General features: G+C 46.7%; 14 protein-coding genes and 1 pseudogene. 1 reads left to right on the forward strand and 14 read right to left on the reverse strand.

All coding sequences use genetic code 11. The features are described 5' to 3' along the window. Window positions 1-296: 296 nt before the first annotated feature. Window positions 297-1,169 (reverse strand): annotated as a pseudogene (locus M3202_RS21395) (IS4 family transposase); the annotation flags it as partial. 883 nt (window positions 1,170-2,052) lie between these two features. Next, the gene (locus M3202_RS21400) at window positions 2,053-2,790 is read right to left on the reverse strand and encodes a DUF4184 family protein (RefSeq protein ID WP_251225249.1); all 738 of its coding nucleotides are present in this window, start codon (window positions 2,788-2,790) and stop codon (window positions 2,053-2,055) included. A gap of 353 nt (window positions 2,791-3,143) precedes the next feature. Between M3202_RS21400 and M3202_RS21405 the strand changes: the two genes are divergently transcribed. Further along, window positions 3,144-3,548, forward strand: a complete 405-nt coding sequence (locus M3202_RS21405) for a peptidase M56 BlaR1 (protein ID WP_251225250.1) — start codon at window positions 3,144-3,146, stop codon at window positions 3,546-3,548. 217 nt (window positions 3,549-3,765) lie between these two features. Here M3202_RS21405 and M3202_RS21410 read toward each other — a convergent pair whose 3' ends face one another. The 12 genes from M3202_RS21410 to M3202_RS21465 all read right to left on the reverse strand — a co-directional run bounded on the left by M3202_RS21410 (window position 3,766) and on the right by M3202_RS21465 (window position 15,557). Further along, window positions 3,766-4,083, reverse strand: coding sequence for a type II toxin-antitoxin system RelE family toxin (locus M3202_RS21410; protein ID WP_251225251.1), 318 nt, complete (start codon window positions 4,081-4,083; stop codon window positions 3,766-3,768). After that, complete coding sequence (locus M3202_RS21415; protein ID WP_251225252.1) at window positions 4,080-4,424, reverse strand: type II toxin-antitoxin system Phd/YefM family antitoxin; 345 nt, start codon at window positions 4,422-4,424, stop codon at window positions 4,080-4,082. Before M3202_RS21415 ends, M3202_RS21410 begins: the two co-directional genes overlap by 4 nt. A gap of 229 nt (window positions 4,425-4,653) precedes the next feature. Beyond that, window positions 4,654-4,833: a YjzC family protein gene (locus M3202_RS21420; RefSeq protein WP_251225253.1), complete on the reverse strand. Its 180-nt coding sequence runs from the start codon at window positions 4,831-4,833 to the stop codon at window positions 4,654-4,656. Window positions 4,834-4,896: 63 nt separating this feature from the next. Beyond that, window positions 4,897-5,844: an ornithine carbamoyltransferase gene (argF, locus tag M3202_RS21425; protein WP_251225261.1), complete on the reverse strand. Its 948-nt coding sequence runs from the start codon at window positions 5,842-5,844 to the stop codon at window positions 4,897-4,899. 18 nt (window positions 5,845-5,862) lie between these two features. Next, window positions 5,863-9,015, reverse strand: coding sequence for a carbamoyl-phosphate synthase (glutamine-hydrolyzing) large subunit (gene carB, locus M3202_RS21430; protein WP_251225254.1), 3,153 nt, complete (start codon window positions 9,013-9,015; stop codon window positions 5,863-5,865). After that, on the reverse strand, window positions 9,008-10,087 hold the full coding sequence (locus M3202_RS21435) for a carbamoyl phosphate synthase small subunit (RefSeq protein WP_251225255.1): 1,080 nt from the start codon (window positions 10,085-10,087) through the stop codon (window positions 9,008-9,010). The genes carB and M3202_RS21435 overlap by 8 nt, the downstream gene beginning before the upstream one ends. A gap of 223 nt (window positions 10,088-10,310) precedes the next feature. Then, a complete protein-coding gene (gene argD, locus M3202_RS21440; RefSeq protein WP_251225256.1) occupies window positions 10,311-11,477 on the reverse strand; it encodes an acetylornithine transaminase in 1,167 nt (388 codons plus the stop codon). A gap of 13 nt (window positions 11,478-11,490) precedes the next feature. Next, window positions 11,491-12,279 (reverse strand): acetylglutamate kinase, encoded by a 789-nt coding sequence (gene argB / locus M3202_RS21445; RefSeq protein WP_251225257.1) that lies wholly within the window; start codon window positions 12,277-12,279, stop codon window positions 11,491-11,493. Between the two features lie 19 nt (window positions 12,280-12,298). After that, window positions 12,299-13,534, reverse strand: coding sequence for a bifunctional glutamate N-acetyltransferase/amino-acid acetyltransferase ArgJ (gene argJ / locus M3202_RS21450; RefSeq protein ID WP_251225258.1), 1,236 nt, complete (start codon window positions 13,532-13,534; stop codon window positions 12,299-12,301). Window positions 13,535-13,552: 18 nt separating this feature from the next. Then, window positions 13,553-14,590 carry an N-acetyl-gamma-glutamyl-phosphate reductase gene (gene argC, locus M3202_RS21455; RefSeq protein WP_251225259.1) on the reverse strand — a complete coding sequence of 346 codons (1,038 nt, stop codon included), beginning with the start codon at window positions 14,588-14,590 and terminating at the stop codon, window positions 13,553-13,555. Window positions 14,591-15,035: 445 nt separating this feature from the next. After that, window positions 15,036-15,347, reverse strand: a complete 312-nt coding sequence (locus tag M3202_RS21460; RefSeq protein WP_285890651.1) for a redoxin domain-containing protein — start codon at window positions 15,345-15,347, stop codon at window positions 15,036-15,038. 18 nt (window positions 15,348-15,365) lie between these two features. Beyond that, the gene (locus tag M3202_RS21465; RefSeq protein ID WP_251225260.1) at window positions 15,366-15,557 is read right to left on the reverse strand and encodes a hypothetical protein; all 192 of its coding nucleotides are present in this window, start codon (window positions 15,555-15,557) and stop codon (window positions 15,366-15,368) included. Window positions 15,558-15,707: the final 150 nt, after the last annotated feature.

Raw genomic sequence — 15,707 nt, forward strand, 5'->3', positions numbered from 1 at the left:
GCCCTTGATAAGCTCGAGTCAAACCATTGGCGTGTTTGTCAAGGGCGATTGCGTGGCCTTCCCACTAAATTCATGGAAAGAATCTGAACCATCTACCGACTTTTCATAGAACTTTTGACAGTACCTCCTTTTATAATAGTATAGAATCTCACACTAGCGTTGCATAAATAGTGTTAGAATATTCTGGTTAACTACTTTTGGTGTTTAGAGCCAAAAAAGTAAATACTCAATTAAATGTGGCCCCTCCATTTCGTAATTACTTTACAATTGACTAGTGCGACGACGACAAAATCCTTTTAAGGGATGGTTTTCCCTTCAATCTTCCTACTCCATATATGCGCTGGTTTCCATAATGAAGCCTTTAAATAACGGCTGATTTGCAAGATTTTTCGCTTACTCGCCGTTTCTATTTGAACGAGAACGTGTAGGCAAAAGACAATCAGTGCGATAAATAGTTGGTTTTGGATACCCATTCACTTTGACCCTAGAACTTTTTGATGCTGAGATGTTGTTTGACCCATTTGAAAAACAATTCGATCGCCCAGCGTGATTTGTACATCTCTGAAATTTCTTCTGCACTCAAATCAATCGGTTGGTGATTAATTGAAGCTCATTCCCTTTGGAATCCATCAATTTTAAAAGTATCGAAAGTAGTTTTCAGCACGGTTTTGAGTCGTTCCAAACAACACCATTTGATCGGTTAAAACAGATGAGTCATTAGGTAGTTTACACTCGTCAACTACCCGTATTACAGCGTTTTTCCTTAGTCTATATAGAAAAAAGTAACCATCGTCCGTCATTCGGTCAAAGCGTTCATAGTCGAGATAACCGCGGTCAAACACATACATGCATTCTTTGTCATCAACCATGACTTCAAGCTGATTACGATCATGTTCCTTTGCTGTTGTAACCAAGGCTTTTTCAGGATATGACGTTCCTTTTTCCATAATAACAAGCGGTAAATGTAATCTTACAGCCGCTTTAGTGTGGCGAAATTTAGCCCATTTATTGTTGGTTAGATTGAGCGGCATGTTGCTTGAATCCATGATTTTTAATGGCATAATGAGTGTTGTATAATGCGTTTTAGCGTGAATTTGTCCGACTAAATCAAGGAAAAGCTGTTGAAATAGGTCTGGATGTAAACCATTTAATCGACGTGAAAGCTGAGAGGAAAATATTTACTCCTATATACTTAAAGCTTCTTTTGTTTATTAATAGCTTTTCTACGTTCCAAACTAGTAGTTTTAAAAAAAGTATCATCCTCATCAAAATTATCGTTTTTCATTTCAAATCTCTAGTAAAATAGTAGTATAACTGCATTATATTATGAAAAAGTCTAAAAACAAATATATTTTTTAGACAAAGGTAAATTTTGTGACCTTTAGGGGGGATCAGGATCTTTATGCTACCTTGGCAAAAGGATTCAATCCAACTAATTCGATAGTCCTGGATGGATCAGGTTTAATCCGCATGCGAGTGCAGCGCAGTGGCTTCAGTGCCCCAGCATTGTACGGCGAGGACAATAGACATATTGGTACTATTGTATTAAAAGCATACCGTTTTGAATTTGGAGGGATTTCAAGTGTACAGTAGATTTCTAATCTATTTCATACTTACATTAAGCTTGCTTACAACTATGATCATGGCCATGTTTGCTTTCAAAGTTGAAAACACACTGATAGGATTTTCTTTCATTGATATGCTAAAAGTTAGCTTTGTTTTCTTTCTCCTGTGGAGCGTTCTGTTGGCTTTTGTCATAAGACCCTTCTTATGGATTATGAAAAGCAAGGTCCCTTTTCCGTTAAATGTTCTATGTCATGGAGCCCTTCTGCTTGCCCTTGCTTACCCGATCTATTTGGCATTTCCAACCGATTTAGGTGTGACGCTCATTTTATCGTTAACGGTTTACGTTTCAACAGACTTCTTTTCCCACCAAAATTTTAAAGTACGACCATTAAAATAGCTTGCTTTCTAGATCAGAAAACAACCATCAGAAGTTTTCCGCTTCCTGATGGTTGTTTTTATCGTTTTGTTTCAGTAGGAGCGCAACATTTATACCTCTGCCCTTTGTTTGAAAAGAAGCAAAGAGACGAGCAATAAACTGATAAGCGCTGAATCGATAATCCTCACGACGTGAACTCCGTAAGCGGCAAGTGAGACGCGATCGACCAATTGCCAGATCCCGAAGAAAAGCAGCGTCAGCAACGTGATCAAAAACCAATAAACAAGCTTTTGCCGGCTGCTTACCCTTTCTCCCTCATAGGGGTTTCTTCTTGCACGGTAAACGAGATAGAAAAAAATCGCCACGAGCCCGGCAACGGTGCTTCCATGCTGAAGCAGCTTAAAAACTGGAATGGAAAAGCCAAACAGCTGAAAGCTGTACGTCAAAAAGGAAAGCCGTGTGACGATAAAGCCGCCTAAGTGGGTGAAGGAATCCCATACGACATGCGTCAGCATCCCGAATAAAGCCGAGTAGATAAACACAATAGCTTGCAGCGGCTTCGTTGAAGGAGCTTTTTCCGGAGCAGCTTCCTGTAAGAAGGAAGGTAAATGACGGTGCAACGTTTTATGGATGAAAGTGACATACACGAGATAAACGATGATTACCATCGGCAGGTTGAAAGCAAAAAATCCGTAAGCCGTATGACCAATTTCGCCATATGGCCGGCCATGAAGAAAGTATTCAAAGTCAGGCGCCATGCTTCCAAGAACCATCGCTAAGAAATTTACATATTTACTTTTGCGCGAAAAAGGCAAAACGGCAGCGGGATGTGCGAATGTGAGCGGCATCTTTTCCTCCAGGGTATTTTTCTTTAAATATAACATCATACATTCGGTCAAATAGTCGAGATTAATTCCTTCTACGCAGTTCACCTTTTTCCGTCATTTTATACTGGCTGGACGTTTCGATACCGGTCTTTCGGCCAAGGAACACTACGTTATAGATCCCAGGCTGATCTTTTTCAGTAACCTTCTCTGTTATATAACGCACGAAGCAAAGAAGTAGTTACGCTTTATAGAAAGGTTGGAAAAAGGTAATTGAACTATCAGTTGCGATCATGGAAAGGATTGCTATAATTGAATTATCATAACAGATAATTGCTTGACCTACATCACTTTTTTTTATAAAGGAGAGAGCAAAGATGCGAAAAAGCTTTTTCATAGGGGCCATCACCCTTCTGCTCGGCTGCACCGGCGGCTACTTTATTGGTACATTTGCTCATTCGGAAGCCGAGGCGCCGAGTGACCGGGTGTCCATTGTTTACCCAGTTAACGAAAATGGACAGACATACGGGTCAGCGGCGGATGCCAGAAATTATGAAGAAGAGCCTGACTTGATCAGCGCCTATGGCTCAGATGGCAAGACAACCGGCTATGTCAAAAAGGAAGACCTTCAAGGCCCTCAGCCGCAAAACCCAGAGGAAGCAATGCAGCTAATGAAGGACGCCAAACCGCGGGACATCCCGCTATATGATGTCGATGGTATAACGGTAATTGGGAATTTCAGAATCGAGGCCGGCGAGGTTACGGTGATGGAGGAAGGGTGAACGAGAAGGTCATACATTTACATAACCAAGCGCCGTGACAGGAAAATTGCGGCGTTTGGTTATCACTTCGATTAAACTAAGAGTAAGGATAAGTAAATAACGGATTTCTTGGGCAGATCGCCCAATAACCAGTACATCAACTCACCTCTCGTAATGGCCAAAATGTTCGTTTTATAATGTGATTAAAAAGCTGTCATTTAAGCGAGATTGACAGCTTCTACTCAATATGTTTAAGACGATGTGAGGCATTTTGAAAAACTTCTTCGTCCGCCCGCGAACCGATGGAAATAATTTCTACAATTTCTACATGTCCTTTTACAATACGAAAAATAATCCTGATGCCGTTTTTACGGAATTTGATCTCTTTACACCCTTTCAGCTTTCTTTCGAGGGGTTTTCCTATTTCATTAGCTCGCGCTTCTAATTTCTTTAGGGCTATGTCTACTAGTTTTTTTACTGATCCATCTAATTTCCGGTATTCTTTTAGCGCATTTGCATCGATAAACTGCAGCAGGAATCTGCGCTCTGATTTCATTTTTCAAATAAATCCTCATCGGAAATAAGATCTGGATCAAGCTTTTGAAAGTTCTCGTATTCATCTTTCGACATTGCTTCATCTAATTGATACCGTGTACCATTTGCCTCAGCCTCTTTAATGCGGTCTGCTATTTTTCTTTCCCAATTTAATTGACGCAGGTAGAGAAGTTCCATATACATTTTTTCGTAATCGTCATAGGCAAGGACTACGGAATCAATCTCATTATGATCTGAAATAAACTGAGGGCTATGCTTTGCTTTTTTTCGTACATCAGCAAATTTTTTAGTCGCTATGGTAGCTGGTACGATTTGTTCTTTTTTAAAGCGAGGCTTTTCCATTAACTTCACTTCCAGTCTATTCTAATTTCAATTAATTATACCATGCATCACTCAAACTCCATATAAAAATCCATATAAAAATCAGGATTTTTATATGGATTTATTCCTATTTGTCATTCTTAGACTCTTCGTGAGTTCAAAACGTACTTGCCAGTCGTTCTGCGTAGAGAGAGCAAAAAAAAAGAAATCTACAGCCCTACCTACAATAAGCCCTTATACACCCCCGCCCCTACACCTTCGGCCTCGGGGTCCATTTGCGATTGTGGTTTGATGTTTCCGGGAATGTGTCTCCGGCATGCAGCTTGACGGATTTCGGCCGCTGGACCATGCTTCCCGTTTCTCCAATCTCAACATAAATTCCGTTATTCGGCGCTTTTTGGCCTGGTTCGAACTGTCTGTTTTGTCCCAACTTAACATCCCTCCTTTTCATGTAGCATGCCCAGAAAAGGAGGGATTAACGAAAAAATACAGATTAGATTGTCGTTAATAAGGACAACAGAATGGCTTTTTGGGCGTGAAGGCGATTTTCCACCTGATCGTAAATAAATGAGCGATTGCCGTCAATGACCTCAGCCGTTACCTCTTCCCCGCGATGGGCCGGAAGACAGTGGAGGAATTGATAGTCCGCTTTCGCCAGGGAGGCGAGCTGCTCGTTCACCTGGAAGCCGGCAAAATGCTGCTCACGCTCCTGTTGTTCCGCTTCAAAGCCCATGCTTGCCCAGACGTCTGTATAGATGACGTCCGCGTCCTTGACGGCCTCCTCCGGTTGATTGGACTGCGTTAACACCGCTCCTGTTTCCTTGGCCGCCGCGACGGCTTTTTCAAAAATAGCCTGATCCACTTCGTAGCCCGCCGGCGAAGCAACCGTCACATCCATCCCGGTCTTCGCCCCTGCCGCGAGCAGAGAGTGAGCGACATTATTCCCGTCTCCGACATAGACAAGCTTCAGTCCCTTTAACGTTTTCTTTTGCTCGTAAACCGTCAGGAGGTCGGCCATTGCCTGACAAGGATGGTAGGCATCTGTCAAGGCGTTAATCACCGGAACCGAGGCATGCTCGGCAAGCTGTTCGACCGTTTCATGTGAGTTTGTTCTGATCATAATCGCATTGACATAGCGCGATAAGACGTTCGCTGTATCTTTAATCGGCTCTCCCCGGCCGATTTGCATGTCGCGTGGACTGAGGAACAGGGCGTGGCCGCCAAGCTGCGTCATCCCGACCTCGAACGAGACACGGGTCCGCGTTGAGGCATTCTCGAAGATCATCCCAAGTGATTTTCCTTTCAAGGCTTCCGCAAACTGCTCCGGCTCCTGCTTGACCTTTAGCGCCAAAGCGAGCAAGTCATCAATTTGTGCCGGTGTGAAATCAAGCAATGTTAAAAAATCATGGCCCGTGATCGGGGCTGTCATTTGATTGTTCATCATTAACCGAACCTTTCCTTAGCCGTTTAGCACGGCTTTTTCTTTATTCCATAAATCCTGGATTGCGTAGTAATTAATGTGTTCCACCTGACGCCCTTTTAACATCGCGGCAAGTGTCGTCATTTCTGAAATGACGGTGCAGCGCTGCTTTAACGCTTCCTGCCGTTTCTCCGTGCCATCTTTTGTCCCGAGCTTCGGCAAGCTGATTAACGCAACTGCCTCCTCGCTCTGAATCCACTCGTCAAACTGCTCGGATGTCAGCGTGAAACCGAGCTCCTCCAGCCGCTGTTGAAATGGTAGAAAGGCTTCTTTAAATTCCTCGGCGACATCGACAAAAATCGTTCCTGTCTTTGAATAGAGCTTTGGCTTAGTCGCCTTTGACCAGGCGAACGCCTTATGAAACGCTTCAGCTAAATCATGGCTCATGCTCATTAATTCGCCGGTTGACTTCATTTCCGCTTCAAGCAGCGGATCGAGGCCGGCTAATTTTTGATAGGAAAAAATCGGCGCCTTCACTGTATAGAAGCTCGGCTCAGCCAGACTTCCCTTTGTCAGCCCGAGCGACGAAAGCGACGCGCCAAGCAAAAGCTGAATTGTATAGTCAATTAACGGTTCATTTGAAATTTTGCTTAAAATCGGCACTGTCCGCGAGGCACGCGGATTAATCTCAATCACATAGAGCTTTTCCTCGTGCAGGACGAATTGAATGTTAAAAATGCCGCGGAACTCCATCCCTTTGGCGATTTTGTCGCTGTAATCGACAATCTGGGCCTTTATTTTATCAGAGATCGTATAAGGAGGTGTCACGGCGACGCTGTCACCTGAGTGAACGCCGGCACGCTCGACGTGCTCAAACATTCCGGCGAGGCAGACCTCCTCTCCGTCCGTTAACGCATCGACTTCAAGTTCAATTCCTTTCAAGTAAGCATCAATCAGCAGGGGAAAGGCGATTGTCTGCTCCTCGTCGTTCAAATACGAAACAAATTCACGCTCTGATTCAAACAGCATCATTCCTTGACCACCAATGACATAGGAAGGACGAATCAAAACCGGATAGCCAATTTCCTTCGCCTGCTTCAGCGCATCTGCTTTGTTTTCAGCTGTTTCCCCCGGGATATGCGGGACGCCGACTTCTCTCATAAACGCATAAAAGCGGCCGCGGTCCTCAAGCTGATCAATCGTATCAAGATTTGTGCCGTAAATTTTGATCCCGGCCGCTTCCAGCCCGGCAACTAAGGAGATCGCCGTTTGGCCTCCAAGCTGAACGATCACGCCCTCGACCTGCTCCAAATCAATGACATTGAGGACATCCTCGACAGTCAATGGCTCGAAATAAAGGCGGTCGGCAGTCGCGTAATCGGTGCTGACCGTTTCCGGATTGTTGTTCATCATGATCGCTTCATAGCCGAGACGATGCAGTGCTTGAATTCCTTGAACGGAGCAATAGTCAAATTCAATTCCTTGGCCGATGCGGATCGGACCGGAGCCGAGCAGCAGCACTTTTTTCTTGCCGGTTGACGGGACGACATCATGCTCGCCGGACCAGCTCGAATAAAAATAAGCTGTCGACGCTTCAAATTCACCAGCGCATGTGTCAACCATTTTATAAGAAGGCGTAATCGCACACTGCTTACGCTTCGCCCGAAGCTCGGCTTCCGTCACTTTCCAAGCACCGGCGAGCCAGGCATCAGAAAAGCCGGCTTTTTTATACGTGTAGAGCTCTTCCTTCGTCACCGCTTCAAACGAAGACGCTACAATGTCCCGCTCCATCTTGACGAGACGTTCAAAGCCGCGTAAGTAGAACTGGGTAATTTGTGTCGCCTGAAAAAGCTTTTCCGTTGAATAGCCGCGTCTGAGCAGCTCAATGATGACAAAAAAGCGACGATCATCAGCATTGATCAGCAGCTCCCACAGCTCTTCATCGGTCTTCTTGGAAATGATCGGAAGAGTGAGCCCATCGACCTTTAGTTCAAGTGAGCGAACCGCCTTCTGAATCGCCGCTTCAAAATTGCGCTCAATCGCCATCACTTCACCGGTTGCTTTCATTTGCGTGCCAAGCGTCCGTTCCGCGTGGACAAATTTATCAAACGGCCAGCGCGGGAATTTAACGACAATATAGTCAAGTGCCGGCTCAAAGCTGGCATATGTGTGTCCTGTTACCGGATTAATCAGTTCGTGCAGATGATAGCCGAGGCTGACTTTCGCCGTCATCCGCGCGATCGGATAACCGGTTGCTTTCGACGCCAAGGCCGAGGAACGGCTGACCCGTGGATTAACTTCGATTAAATAATATTGCTTGCTGTACGGATCAAGCGCGAATTGAATGTTACAGCCACCAACAATGCCGAGCGCCCGAATGATTTTCACTGAAACGGAACGGAGCAGTTGATATTCGACATCCGTCATCGTTTGCGAAGGAGCGACGACAATCGAATCGCCGGTATGGATGCCGACCGGATCGATATTTTCCATATTACAGATCGTAATGCACGTATCATTGCTGTCACGCATCACTTCATATTCGATTTCCTTGAAGCCGGCGATGCTTTTTTCGACGAGACATTGGCTGATCGGACTCAGCTCCAGTCCACCTTTTATAATCCGCTTCAGCTCTTCCTCATTCTTAGCGATCCCGCCGCCGGCTCCACCAAGCGTGTAAGCCGGGCGAACGATAATCGGATAGCCGACCTGTCCGGCGAATGCCAAGGCAGCTTCAGCCGTCGTCACGATTTCGCTTTCCGGTACCGGTTCATTCAATTCCTTCATCAAAGCGCGGAATTCTTCCCGGTCCTCGCCCTTTTTAATTGACTCAATCGGCGTTCCGAGCAAGTTGATTCCGTAGCGTTCGAGAATTCCTTCATCGTGGAGATCCATCGCCAGGTTGAGCCCGGTCTGCCCGCCGAGCGTCGCCAAAATGCCGTCCGGCTTTTCTTTCTTAATAATCGCCTCGACGCTTTCGACCGTCAGCGGTTCAAAATAAACGCGGTCGGCGCATGCTTCGTCGGTCATTACCGTAGCCGGGTTATTATTAATTAGAATCACTTCGATTCCTTCTTCTTTTAACGCTAGGCAAGCCTGGGTGCCGGCATAATCGAACTCGGCTGCCTGCCCGATGACGATGGGCCCTGAGCCGATAACGAGTACTTTTTTCAATGTCGAATCTTTAGGCATATGCTTTTTCTCTCCCTTTGTTCCGCAACATGTCAATGAATGTGAAGAAAAGCTGCTCACTGTCTGATGGCCCCGGGTGAGCTTCCGGATGGAATTGAATCGTTAAGATTGGATAATCGCGATGAATGAGTCCTTCGATTGAACCATCATTAATGTTCATATATCTCGCTTCAAAGCCGGTTCCTTTTAACGACGGCTCAGTGACGACATAGCTGTGGTTTTGCGACGTCATATACACCTGCTTTGTTTTCGTATCAATCACCGGCTGGTTGGCGCCGCGATGTCCGAATGTCAGCTTTTCCGTATCCGCACCAAAGGCAAGCGCCAACAGCTGGTGGCCTAAACAGATTCCCATTGTCGGATACGTCGTCGCCACCTTCTTGATCAACGGCAGCTGGCTGTTCAATTGCTTTGGATTGCCGGGTCCATTTGTGAACAAAACACCGTCCGGGGCCAGCTGTTCAATTTCCTCAAAAGACGTTAAATACGGGACAACAGTCACCTTGCAGCCATTTTGCAGCAAGGAATCTACAATCGATTTCTTGTAACCGAAATCGACCATTACAATATGATGCTCACCGCTGCCGAACGTTTGAACTCTGCTTTGCGAAACCGCTTCGACGACATCCTGTTCTCCTAATGGGACGATGTCGGCAAAACTGACGTTGTCCGGGTCTGTTGTTAACACAGCCCGCATATCGCCATGCTCACGAATCCGTTTGACGATTCCTCTTGTGTCCACTCCGCTGAACAACGGAATGGAATGATTCTCACAATACGTCAGCAAGGAACAGCCTGATTCATAGTGGTAGCCTTCTTCGGATACTTCACTAACAATCAGCGCATTGACCTGGGGCTTTGCGCTTTCAAAGTCTGCTTCATTTACCCCGTAATTTCCTATTAACGGATACGTGAACACAACCATTTGGCCTTTAAAAGAAGGGTCACTTAACACTTCCTGGTAGCCGGTCATCCCCGTAAAAAAGACGATTTCCCCGTGAACCTCCCCATTACTTCCGTGCAGAACTCCTTCAAATCTATCTCCGTTTTCTAATAGTACATAGCCTTTCATCCGCTTTTCCCTCCACTCCGCCTGTGAATACTTATACTAAAATGTTGATCTTTATACATTGATTTTCTGATAAAAAGCCGTGGATAAAAGGGTAAGCTCCCCTTTTTCCAGGCTTGAAGCATGGTCCAACGACTGTGCCCGGTTTAATCGTCAAAAGCGTTTTCCTTTTTAACTGTACACCGTACGAAGCCGCTGCACGGCTCTTTTTCCAGCTTCTTCATTTCTAAATCGACAGCTGTTCCTTTTCGTTGACGGCAGCAATCGCCTCTGCCAAAATGCCGGTCGCTCTGTTTAGTTCCTCATTTGAGACGATCAGCGGCGGAAGCAATCTGACTACGTTCGGACCTGCCGGCAGGACAAGCAGTCCTCTTTCGCGGCATTCCGTTATAATTGGAGCCGCTTCGACGTGACAGGCTACACCGAGTATCAGTCCGTTTCCTCGTACTTCTTTTACGATGCTGAAGGAGGCAAGTGCCTGCTCAAGTCTCTGTTTAAAATAATCTCCCTTTTGTTGAACATCGGCTAAAAACTCCGGCGTAAACACTTCGGTTACGACAGCCTCAGCTGCGGCCATTGCCAGCGGATTCCCGCCAAAGGTCGAACCGTGGCTGCCTGGAGAGAAGGCTTCCTTTAATTCCTTCTTGCCGATTAAAGCGCCGACAGGGAAACCATTTCCAAGACCCTTTGCCACTGTAATGATATCCGGTGAGAGCTCCAACTGCTCGTAGGCGAACGCCGTTCCCGTCCGGCCAATTCCCGTCTGTACCTCGTCAACAATGAGCAGGCATTGATACTGCTCACAGATTTGGCTGAGCTTTTTCGCATATTCCTTGCTCATCGGCAGTACGCCGCCTTCTCCTTGAATCACTTCGACGATGATCGCCGCTGTATCCGCCGTCACCGCTCCCGCCAATTCCTTCTCATCATTTAGCGTAACGTAGGTGAACTCTGTCAATAAAGGACCGAAGCCTGCATGAATCTTCTCCTGCCCCGTGGCCGCCATGCTCCCGAGCGTCCGGCCATGAAAAGACTGCTTCATGCTGACAATATGATGCTTTCCCGTCGCCTTGCGGGCGAGTTTGATCGCCGCTTCATTGGCTTCCGCGCCGCTGTTGCAGAAAAAGACATAGTCACCAACGCTATGATCAACTAACAGTTGGGCGACGCGCTCCTGCCCTTCGATTTGAAAAAGATTGGAGACATGCCATAAGCTGTGAAGCTGCTTCTCAAGCGCGGCATTCACCTTCGGGTGACAATGACCGAGATTACAGACGGCAATGCCGGCAATAAAATCAAGGTACTGCTTTCCGTCTTTATCGGTTAAGGTCGCGCCTTCCCCTTTTACTGCGGTTACATCCCATCTTGCATAGGTTGGGAATAATGCACTCATTCCTGTTTCCTCCTCACGTCACCGACAGTTTGATATTTGCTGATTTTACGATCGTCGTTCCTTTTACCGTGCCGTTCTCGGTGATCGTCGTTGCTTTGCCGTTCATAATCATTACCGATTGCAGCGTATCCGTTAATGTCGATAACGCCGCCCTGACCTTTGGCAGCATTCCTCCGTAAATCGTTCCGTCGGCAATATACGCCTCGATTTCCTCTGCCGTGACCTGCTCGAGACATTCGCCGTCCTTCAAAATACCGTCGACATCGGTCACAAACACAAGCTGCTCGGCTCCAAGCTCCCTGGCTACCGCGGCAGCGGCGCTGTCGGCATTCACATTATAATGATCACCCGCCTCATTCATGCCAATCGGTGCGATGACCGGAATAATTCCCATTTCCATTAACGCGATCAACAGCTCCCCGTTCACCGCTCGTACTTCCCCTACATAGCCAAGCTTGGCCTGATTGACCGCTTCGACTTGAAGCAGCCTGCCATCACAGCCCGACAAGCCGACCACGTTTCCTCCTGCTTGCTGAAGCTGGGTGACGACCTGTTTGTTGACCTTGCCGCAAAGCACCATTTCGACCGTTTCCAGCACCTCGGCGGTCGTTTTGCGCAATCCGTCAACAAACTCCGACTCAACCTGGTGCTTTGCCAGCCATTGGTTAATATCCGGACCGCCGCCGTGGACGATGATTGGGTGCTTCCCTTCCTGCTGCATGAGGAGCACGCTTTTAAAAAAGGCCTCTGAAAGCTCGGAAATGGTACTGCCGCCACATTTGATTACACTTATATTCTTCACCTTTTCTCCCCCTGTTCGCTTAGGTTCGATAGCCGGCGTTAATCCGGACATAATCATATGTCAGATCACAGCCCCATGCTTTTCCGGTTCCAGTGCCGATGTGAAGATCGACGTTAATGAATACCGTCTCCTCTTCCTGCAAATACGCCGTTGCCGCTTCTTCTGAAAAGACGAGCGGCTGGCTATTCTGCAGCGTTTGGATTGGACCAATCGCAATGTCAATTGTTTCAGGGTTGATCTCACAGCCGCTGTAGCCAATCGCGCATATGATTCTTCCCCAGTTCGCATCAGCGCCATAGACAGCTGATTTCACAAGATCCGAACCGACGATTTTTTTGGCGATCTTTCCCGCCTCTTCATCGTTCAGCGCTCCGTTCACCTGGACTTCAATCAGCTTTGTCGCTCCTTCTCCGTCTCTCGCAATTTTCTTCGCCAGTGACTCACATGTTTGTTTCAAAGCTTGATAGAAAGCCAGCCAATCAGGATGCTCCGGCGTCAGCGTCTCGTGTCCGGCCAGACCCGAGGCCATGACGACGACCATGTCATTTGTCGAGGTGTCTCCATCAACTGTAATTCGATTAAATGTCTTATTCGTGATCTGTGAGAGCGCCTGCTGCAGTACCGGCGGTTCAATGACAGCATCGGTCGTGATGAATGAGAGCATCGTCGCCATATTCGGATTAATCATGCCCGAGCCTTTGGCGACTCCCCCTATGGAAACGACTTTCCCATTTACGGTTGTCTGGAAACACGTTTTTTTGTTCATTGTATCAGTTGTCAAAATCGCCTGGTTAAACGCCTCTGCTCCTTCAAGGGAAGCTTCCGGCTTCAGCTGTTCAATTCCGGGCAACACTTTATCCATTGGCATATACTCGCCAATTACCCCCGTCGATGTCACTGCAACATAATGTTCAGGAACGTGAAAGTGGGCGGCGCTTGCTTTCCGCATCTCATAAGCGTCTTTTACACCGCGTTCCCCTGTGCAGGCATTGGCGTTCCCGCTGTTGACGACAATCGCCTGCAGCTTGCCTTCTTTCATAATGCTTTCCTTCGTTACCTGCAACGGTGCTGCCTGGATTCGATTGCATGTATAAACAGCCGCCGAGCTTGCCGGTACGTCACAATAGATCGCGCCAAGATCGAGGCGTTTTCTCTTTACTCCTGTATATACTCCGTTCGCGTGGAATCCTTTTGGTGTAATAATACTGCCACTTTCAACTTCGATCATTTCTGGTGCGTTAGCAATTCCCTTCATTTGTGTACCACCTCTCCATTATGGATACATCGGCACGAGTGTTAACCCTGCTTCCTCATCGAATCCATTCATCACGTTTAAATTTTGTATCGCCTGACCAGAAGCACCCTTTACGACATTATCAATGACGGATACGACCGTAATCCGTCCTGTTCGCTCATCGTACGTCACGCCAATATCGCAATAGTTGCTTCCATATACTTCCTTCGTCGCCGGATAGCTGCCTTGCTTGCGAATTCGGACAAACGGCTCCTTTTCATAAGACGTTTGATAAAGCTCTCGCAGCTCTTGTTCCCGGATTTCCTTCTTTGCTGTCATATAAATCGTTGCCATAATTCCTCTGACCATCGGGACGAGATGAGGCTGAAACGTCACCGCCGCCACTTCTTCGTTCCAATCGTTGAGCTGCTGCTCGATTTCCGGAATATGTTTATGCTGATTAATTTGATAGATTTTGAAATTCTCATTCATCTCACTAAAGTGAGTGATCGCAGATGGGGTTCGCCCCGCTCCTGACGTTCCTGATTTCGCATCAATAATGATCGAATCAGGCCGAACCAACCCTTCCTGAATCAACGGTGCCAGCCCGAGTAACGTCGCGGTAGGATAGCAACCCGGGTTCGCGATCAGCTTTGCCGCGCGGATTTCCTCACGCCTCCACTCTGTCAGCCCATATACAGCCTGGTCGATGATCGACTTCGCCGCAGCCTCACGCTTATACCATGCTTTGTACTGCTCGGGACTGCGCAAGCGCAAATCACCTGACAGGTCAATCACCTGACAGCCTGATTCAACAATCGTTTGCGACCATTCCGCTGATACGCCCGGCGGCGTCGCCAGAAAGACTGCCTCTACTTCATTTTTCAGCGTATCTGGATCAATCGGCTTTAAATCCTGCTCATAGATCGCTGTAAGATGTGGATAAGATTCATTAATATTCATTCCTTCTTTCGAGGACGTATAGAGCACGACCTCTTCAATGTGAGGGTGGTTTTTGAGCATCCGCAGCAGCTCCGCGCCACCATATCCTGTTGCGCCAATAATCCCTACTCGCATTTTCTCTCTCCCCGTTCCGTCTCGCTCTCGTTTTTTGATCTTGGTACTCATTATATATATGTATAAAAATTAATTCAACTGTATTTTTATTTTATTTCAAATAACTTAAAAAAATCATAAACCGATTTACGTTCATGGATGTTCTCTTTTTTGTTAGAGCCGTACAAGCAAGAAAAGGGAGGGTGGGACAAAAGTATGTTACCTACATGACTATCCGAACAAATGAAAAAGAGGGTAAACCACCGTTCAGAAATATAACTCCGCCACGATCTTTTAAAGCCCGTTGTGAGAAACCCACTCACAACGGGCTTGTGGCGTATGAAGCCATTGCCAGTAGGTCCAAAGCTAGTTTTGTCTCAAGCTCTTTCTAAATTCCCCTCCCCAAAAAAAGCAGCGGACCGCTCTGCTCAAATCGCTCAGAACGGCCCGCCGCTTTTATTCATTATTATTCATTCAGTTGATCATAAATAAGCTGAGCGGTCTCTTCAATCTGCTCACCCCAATGATCATTAATATGATGAAATAGATACTCCCCATTCTCGTCAAGGATGCTGACGCCACGATAGGACATCTGATGCTCCTCATCTTTCATATGAACATAGTCAAGCACCGAAAGCGATTCATCCGATAGAAACGAATAAGTGAATTCGCCCGCTTCCTTTAGCGCCATAGAGTTACTTGGGGTATCCGCACTTATGGCATAAAGATCGGCATCGAGATCCTCAAATAAAGCTAAGTTTTCTTGCAGCTGAACCAGCTGCTGCTGACAAAGTCCTCAGCCAACTTCAGTAAAATGAAAGAGAATCGTCGCCCGGTCTTTGTTGGACAGCGTTACCTCTTCCCCTTGTTCATTCACCAAGGTCAAATCTCCAGCCTGCTCTTCCTCCGTGCCACAGGCCACAAGCACCGTCATCATCGCAAACAGCGCGAGAAAACCGATCATCGTTTTCATTCTCCATTTTTTCATTCCATTCACCCCCTCTTCATTCATCGTATTGTCAAAACTTTTATAAGAAATAGGTTATAAAATACCTTGATAGAGGGCTTTATAAGCAAAAAAATTGCCACCCCCTGAAATTTAGGCAATAGTGAGGTTACCACACCGACACTAAATCCC

It is taken from the genome of Halalkalibacter oceani, assembly GCF_023715605.1.
Lineage (GTDB): Bacteria > Bacillota > Bacilli > Bacillales > Bacillaceae_D > Halalkalibacter > Halalkalibacter oceani.

Bases quoted from the DNA above. Each gene is read 5' to 3' on its own strand.
- M3202_RS21400 (WP_251225249.1), bottom strand. From the start codon at position 2,790: ATGCCGCTCACATTCGCACATCCCGCTGCCGTTTTGCCTTTTTCGCGC.
- M3202_RS21405 (WP_251225250.1), top strand. From the start codon at position 3,144: ATGCGAAAAAGCTTTTTCATAGGGGCCATCACCCTTCTGCTCGGCTGC.
- M3202_RS21410 (WP_251225251.1), bottom strand. From the start codon at position 4,083: ATGAAATCAGAGCGCAGATTCCTGCTGCAGTTTATCGATGCAAATGCG.
- M3202_RS21415 (WP_251225252.1), bottom strand. From the start codon at position 4,424: ATGGAAAAGCCTCGCTTTAAAAAAGAACAAATCGTACCAGCTACCATA.
- argF (WP_251225261.1), bottom strand. From the start codon at position 5,844: ATGAACAATCAAATGACAGCCCCGATCACGGGCCATGATTTTTTAACA.
- carB (WP_251225254.1), bottom strand. From the start codon at position 9,015: ATGCCTAAAGATTCGACATTGAAAAAAGTACTCGTTATCGGCTCAGGG.
- M3202_RS21435 (WP_251225255.1), bottom strand. From the start codon at position 10,087: ATGAAAGGCTATGTACTATTAGAAAACGGAGATAGATTTGAAGGAGTT.
- argD (WP_251225256.1), bottom strand. From the start codon at position 11,477: ATGAGTGCATTATTCCCAACCTATGCAAGATGGGATGTAACCGCAGTA.
- argJ (WP_251225258.1), bottom strand. From the start codon at position 13,534: ATGAAGGGAATTGCTAACGCACCAGAAATGATCGAAGTTGAAAGTGGC.
- argC (WP_251225259.1), bottom strand. From the start codon at position 14,590: ATGCGAGTAGGGATTATTGGCGCAACAGGATATGGTGGCGCGGAGCTG.
- M3202_RS21465 (WP_251225260.1), bottom strand. From the start codon at position 15,557: ATGAAAAAATGGAGAATGAAAACGATGATCGGTTTTCTCGCGCTGTTT.